This is a genomic window from Pseudoflavonifractor sp. An187 (assembly GCF_002160275.1).
In the GTDB taxonomy this organism is placed as follows: Bacteria; Bacillota; Clostridia; order Oscillospirales; family Oscillospiraceae; genus Enterenecus; species Enterenecus faecium.
This window is the reverse complement of the sequence record NZ_NFKG01000027.1, coordinates 24,521-30,520: the sequence shown is the minus strand read 5'-3', so window position 1 is coordinate 30,520 and position 6,000 is coordinate 24,521. Positions and strand designations below refer to the sequence as shown.

8 protein-coding genes are annotated in these 6,000 nt (G+C 60.8%); all 8 read left to right on the top strand.

Annotated elements, in window-relative coordinates; all coding sequences use genetic code 11:
- On the top strand, positions 1 to 519 hold a 519-nt coding region (locus B5F22_RS09875; RefSeq protein ID WP_143482238.1), incomplete at its 5' end, for a M23 family metallopeptidase.
- Positions 503 to 1,120, top strand: coding sequence for a site-2 protease family protein (locus B5F22_RS12085; RefSeq protein ID WP_143482237.1), 618 nt, complete (start codon positions 503 to 505; stop codon positions 1,118 to 1,120). The genes B5F22_RS09875 and B5F22_RS12085, both read left to right, overlap by 17 nt.
- Before the next feature lie 112 nt (positions 1,121 to 1,232).
- Positions 1,233 to 1,574: a 50S ribosomal protein L19 gene (rplS, locus tag B5F22_RS09865; RefSeq protein WP_087233883.1), complete on the top strand. Its 342-nt coding sequence runs from the start codon at positions 1,233 to 1,235 to the stop codon at positions 1,572 to 1,574.
- A gap of 138 nt (positions 1,575 to 1,712) precedes the next feature.
- A complete protein-coding gene (gene ylqF / locus B5F22_RS09860) occupies positions 1,713 to 2,573 on the top strand; it encodes a ribosome biogenesis GTPase YlqF (RefSeq protein ID WP_087392433.1) in 861 nt (286 codons plus the stop codon).
- The gene (locus B5F22_RS09855) at positions 2,566 to 3,195 is read left to right on the top strand and encodes a ribonuclease HII (RefSeq protein ID WP_087392432.1); all 630 of its coding nucleotides are present in this window, start codon (positions 2,566 to 2,568) and stop codon (positions 3,193 to 3,195) included. The genes ylqF and B5F22_RS09855 overlap by 8 nt, the downstream gene beginning before the upstream one ends.
- Positions 3,192 to 3,563: a YraN family protein gene (locus B5F22_RS09850; RefSeq protein ID WP_087392431.1), complete on the top strand. Its 372-nt coding sequence runs from the start codon at positions 3,192 to 3,194 to the stop codon at positions 3,561 to 3,563. Before B5F22_RS09855 ends, B5F22_RS09850 begins: the two co-directional genes overlap by 4 nt.
- Positions 3,564 to 3,574: 11 nt before the next feature.
- A complete protein-coding gene (locus B5F22_RS09845; RefSeq protein WP_087392430.1) occupies positions 3,575 to 4,510 on the top strand; it encodes a membrane dipeptidase in 936 nt (311 codons plus the stop codon).
- A complete protein-coding gene (thrC, locus tag B5F22_RS09840; RefSeq protein ID WP_087392429.1) occupies positions 4,507 to 5,994 on the top strand; it encodes a threonine synthase in 1,488 nt (495 codons plus the stop codon). The genes B5F22_RS09845 and thrC overlap by 4 nt, the downstream gene beginning before the upstream one ends.
- The last annotated feature ends 6 nt before the right edge of the window (positions 5,995 to 6,000 follow it).

Sequence of the window (6,000 nt, the reverse complement as noted above, 5' to 3'; positions counted from 1 at the left end):
CCTCAACCCACCCCGGCATCCACACCCGCCCCCACGCCAGAGGTGGTGACGGCGGTGGCCCAGGAGTACAGCCCGGACGGGGTGGCCCTGCCCTCCAATGTCAGCTATGAATATTACGAGCTGGGGCTGGAGAAGACGGTGTGCCCGGTGACCGGGCCGGTGAGCTCCACCTTTGGATACCGCACCAACCCCATCACCCAGAAAAATGAGTTTCATCTGGCGCTGGACATTGCCGCTGATGAGGGCACGGAGATCAAGGCCTTTGCCGACGGCGTGGTGGAGTACATCGGCCAGAGCGACGACTTTGGGCTGTATTTTAAAATCACCCATAAAAATGGGGTGAGTTCTTTTTATGCCCATTGCAGCAAGCTGCTCATTCAGAAGGGGGATACCGTGACCTGCGGGCAGACGGTGGCCCTGGTGGGTGAGACAGGGATGGCTACGGGGCCCCACCTGCACCTTACCATAGAAAAGGATAAGATTCGACTGGACCCGGCCTATTATGTGGACCCGTCCTGAGGCCAAGTGGCGGGTGAGCGCCGGGTTCTGGCTGGTGCTGGGGGTGCTGTTCTACCTGGACGAGGGGGTGGGGCTGCTGCCCTGGGGATTGCTGGCCTGCCTGGTCCATGAGCTGGGCCACTTGGGGGCGGCCAAATGCTTGGGGGGGCATCCGGAACAGGTGAGCCTCACGGCGGTGGGGGCAGAGATGACCATGCGGTATTCCCGCACCCTGTCCTATGGGGAGGACACGGTGGTGGCCCTGGCAGGCCCGGCGGCCAATCTGGTGTTGGGCGGGCTGGCATGGGCGGGACAGCTCTATGTGCTGGCCGCTCTCAGCGTGGGGGTGGGGGCGTTCAACCTCCTGCCCATCCGCCCCCTGGACGGCGCTCGTATCTTGCGCAATTACCTCTCGCCTCGGTTGGGGCCGGAGCGGGCGGACCGATGGGAGACCGGTCTGTCTGCGCTGCTGGTGGGGGGACTGGTGGGTGTGGGAGCCATCGTCATGGGCGCCTATGCCAACGTGACTTTGCTGCTCACCTCCACGTGGCTGTTCTGGGGGGTGGTGCGCCGGGAGACCCTGGGGTGGTGGCAGACAAAGAGAAGAAAAAAAGGGAAATAAAGACTTGCTTTCTCTCTGCCACTATGGTAAAATAACTCGGTCTTAAATAAGGGTGGTCCTCTGCGCACGACACGTTGACGCACGAACGCCTGAATACTAGGAGGAAATATCAATGGAACAGCTGAAGCAATTTAGCCAGAAGTATCTGAAGGCCGAGGCCCCCGTGGCCAACGTGGGTGACACCGTCCGCGTGCACATCCGCGTTAAGGAAGGCAACCGTGAGCGTATCCAGGTGTTCGAGGGTACCGTCATCGCCAAGAAGCACGGCGGCATCGAGGAGACCTTCACCGTGCGTCGTGTGTCTTACGGCGTGGGCGTGGAGAAGGTGTTCCCCCTGCACGCTCCCACCATCGAGAAGGTGGAGACCGTCCGTCACGGTAAGGTTCGCCGCGCCAAGCTGTACTACCTGCGTAACCGCGTCGGTAAGGCTGCTAAGGTCAAGGAAGATCTGTAATTGCACCAGTTTGCACGAGAAAAGGAGCGGAATTTCCGCTCCTTTTTTTGTATTCCCACTTTCCCATAGGACAAATCTTTAGTATAATAGATAGAAAATCTGCACTGGGAGAAAGGCTCCCAGAGAAAGGGGAGCACGATGAACATCCAATGGTATCCCGGACATATGACCAAGACCCGCCGCCAGATGGAGGAGGACGTGAAGTTTGTGGACATGGTGGCGGAGGTGGTGGATGCCCGCATTCCCATCTCCAGCCGTAACCCGGACATTGACTCCATGGTGGGAGACCGCCCCCGCATGATCATCTTCAACCGGGCCGATCAGGCAGACCCCAAGGTCACCGCCCAGTGGATGGCCTGGTTTAAGCAAAAGGGCTATGCGGTGCTGGAGACCGACGCCAAGAGCGGCAAGGGCGTCAACCAGTTTTCCAACGTGGTCAAGCAGGCCCTGCGGGAGAAGATCGAGGCCTGGAGAGCCAAGGGCCAGGTGGGCCGTCCCGTGCGCGTCATGGTGGTGGGGGTGCCCAACGTGGGCAAATCCACCTTCATCAACAAGGTGGCCCGCCGCAAATCTGCCAAGGCGGGGGACCGCCCCGGCGTCACCCGTGGCAAGCAGTGGGTAAACATCGACCAGGGGCTGGACCTGCTGGACACCCCCGGCATTCTCTGGCCCAAATTTGAGGATGAGACCACTGGCATGCATTTGGCCTTTACAGGCGCTGTGCGAGACGAGATTCTGGACGGTGAGGAGCTGGCCTGTGGCCTGATGGCCCTTTTGAGTGCCCATTATCCCGGCGTGTTGGAAGAGCGTTACAAGCTCAAAGACCTGGAGGGAAAGGCCGGTTGGGAGCTGCTGGAGATGGCTGCCCGCAAGCGCGGCATGCTGATTTCCGGCGGCGAGGTGGACACCGAGCGGATGTCCCGGGTGCTGCTGGATGAGTTCCGAGGCAGCAAGCTTGGACGCTTTACACTGGAACGGCCGGAGGATATCCATGAATAACGGGGAAGAGCGCATCGGCCTTTACCAGTGGGATGCCCAGATTCGTGCCCAGGCGGGGATTGAGTACCTGGCTGGGGTGGACGAGGCGGGAGCCGGGCCCCTGGCCGGGCGGGTGTACGCCGCAGCGGTGATTCTCCCCCAGGGGGCGGAACTGCCCTATTTGAACGACTCAAAGAAGGTGACGCCCCGGCGGCGGGACCTGCTCTTTGACCTCATCCGGGAGCAAGCGGTGAGCTATAGTGTGGCCTGGGCAGAGGCGGAGGAGATCGACCAGCTGGATATTCTCAATTGTCGGATGCTGGCCATGCAGCGGGCCATTGACGGCCTGGAGCCTGCCCCCCAGCTGGTGCTGGTGGACGGCAACCGGGACCACGGAAGCCGCTGCGCCATCACCGCCCCCCATGAGCTGGTGGTGAAGGGGGATTCCCACTCCGCCTCCATTGCTGCTGCCTCCATCCTGGCTAAGGTCAGCCGGGACCGATACATGGAGGAGATGGCCAGCGCCTATCCACAGTACGCCTTTGACAAGCACAAGGGGTACCCCACCAAGCTGCACTATGAGCTGCTGCGGGAGTACGGGCCCTGTCCCATCCACCGCCGCAGTTTTCTGAAAAAGCTATGAGGGGCGGAGCGGAGGCCCGCTTGCTGGGCAAGTGGGGAGAAATGCAGGTGGCCAACTATCTGCGCAAACAAGGGTACAACATCGTGGATGTCAACTACCGCTGTCGGCTGGGGGAGTTGGACCTGGTGGCCACAAACCGCAAGTACCTGGCCTTTGTGGAGGTGAAGCTGCGGCGCAACGACGATATCATGACCGCCCGGGAGTCGGTGACGCTCTCCAAGCAGCGCAAGCTGCGGGCGGCGGCGCTGCTCTACCTGCAAGCCCATCCCACCCAGCTTCAGCCCCGGTTCGACGTGGCAGAAATCTATGCGCCTCAGGGGACTGCCACCCGTCATCCTCACATAAACTATCTGGAAAATGCTTTTTGAGGTGAGTGGGAATGAACCGATTTTCTGTGATGGATGGACACTGTGACACGGTGTACCGCTGCTGGGCCATGGGGGAGGAGCTGCCCTACAACACCGGGGCGCTGGAGCTGGGCTCTGCGCTGGACACTTTTGGGGCCTATACCCAGGTGTTTGCCCTGTGGACGGCCCCAGGCTACGTGGGGGGCGGATGTCCCGAAGCAGCCTGCAAAAGCCAGCTGAACTATTTCCGCCATCAGATGGACTGCTACTCTCATCTGGTGACCCACTGCACCACCGCCCGTGAGGCTCGTCAGGCCAACAGGGAAGGGAAGTGTGCTGCTTTTCTCTCTGTGGAGGGGGCGGAGCTGTTGGGGTGCAGCCTGGAGGGCCTGGAGTGGGCCGCCCGGCAGGGGGTGTGCGCCATTAACCCGACTTGGAATCATGCCAATGCCCTCAGCGGTTCCCACAGCGACCAGCCCCACCAGGGCCTCACCCCGCTGGGCCGGGAATTTGTGCGGCGGATGGGGGAACTGGAGGTGCTGGTGGACGTGTCCCACCTGTCCGAGGCGGGGTTCTGGGACGTGATGGACCTGTGCCAAGGGGGCGTGATTGCCAGCCACTCCAACGCCCGGGCGGTGTGTGACCACACAAGAAACTTGACGGATGAGCAGATAACTGCCATAATAGAGCATCAAGGTGTCATTGGACTAAATTTCTATGAGAACTTTGTAGGCGGCAGCCGGGACCTGGAGGCGGTACGCCGCCACTTGGACCACATCCTGGCCCTGGGTGGGGACAAATGTGTGGCCTTAGGGGGCGACTGGGACGGGGCGGAGCTCGTGGAACCCCTATCCCACATCACCCGGCTTTCCGGGCTCTATTCGTATCTACTGAGTTATGGATATGGGGAAGAGCTGCTGCACGATGTGTTTTACAATAACTTAATGAGGGTAGTGAGACAATCATGAATTATCTGAGCACGAGAAACAACAATTTGCGTATGACTGCGGCTCAGGCCATTGCCAAGGGACTGGCGCCAGACGGAGGTCTGATGACTCCCCAGGTGCTGCCCCGCCTGGCGGGAAATGCCCTGGAGTCCCTGAAGGATATGTCCTACCAGCAGCGGGCGGTGTATGTGCTGAACGGATTTTTGGAGGGCTTCTCCAGTTCTGAGCTGACGGGGTATGCCCGGGCGGCCTACGGCGGTGGAAAGTTCTCTGACCCCGAGGTGGCTCCGGTGCGCCGTCTGGACGACAACACCTACTGCCTGGAGCTGTGGCACGGCCCCACCTGCGCCTTCAAGGATATGGCCCTGCAAATGCTGCCCCATCTCCTCTCCGCCTCTCTGCGGAAGAACGATGAGAAGAAGACGGTGTGCATTCTGGTGGCCACCTCTGGCGACACCGGAAAGGCTGCCCTGGAGGGCTTCAAGGATGTGAGCAAGACTCAGATCCTGGTGTTCTATCCCAAGGACGGCGTGTCCGACATTCAGCAGCTGCAAATGGTCACCCAGGAGGGCGGCAACGTGGGTGTGTGTGCCGTGGTGGGCAACTTCGACGACGCCCAGACCGGGGTCAAGAAGCTGTTTGCCGACGAGGAGCTGGCCCAGCAGCTGGCCGAGCGCGGCTATTTCCTGTCCTCTGCCAACTCCATCAACTGGGGCCGTGTGCTGCCTCAGATCGTCTATTACATCTCCGCCTACAGCGATCTGCGCCGGGAGGGCGCCATTGAGAAGGGCCAGGAGATCAATGTCTGCGTGCCCACGGGAAATTTCGGCAATATTCTCGCTGCCTATTATGCCAAAATGATGGGGGTGCCCATTAAGACCCTCATCTGTGCCTCCAATGAGAACAACGTGCTCACCGATTTTCTCCGCACGGGTGTGTATGACCGCAATCGTCCCTTCCACAACACTCTGTCTCCCTCCATGGACATTCTCATCTCCAGCAACCTGGAGCGTCTGCTCTTTGAGCTGTCCGGCCGGGATGACAAGCAGGTGACCGAGTACATGGAGCAGCTGGCGGAGAAGGGCAGCTATGAGGTGAGCGTGCCCATCAAGACCAAGCTGCACCAGACCTTTGCCGCCGGGTACTGTGACGATGCTCAGACCAAGGAGACCATCCGCCGGATGTGGGAGGAGCAGCACTACCTCATTGACCCCCACACCGCTGTGGCCTTTGACGTGCTGGAGCAGTACCGCAAGGAGAGCGGGGACGAGACCCCCACGGTGGTGGTGTCCACCGCCAGCCCCTTCAAGTTCTGCTCCAGCGTGCTGGACGCCCTGGGGGTGCAGGAGCACGCCGCTGGCACGGAGATTCTGGACCAGCTGTCCCAGCTCACTGGGGTAGAGGTGCCCCAGCCTCTGGCCCGACTGAAAAACAAACAGCCCCGGTTTGACACCGTCACCGAGAAGGAGCACATGGTGGATCAGGTGCTGGAGCACTTGCGCTGACCGGGG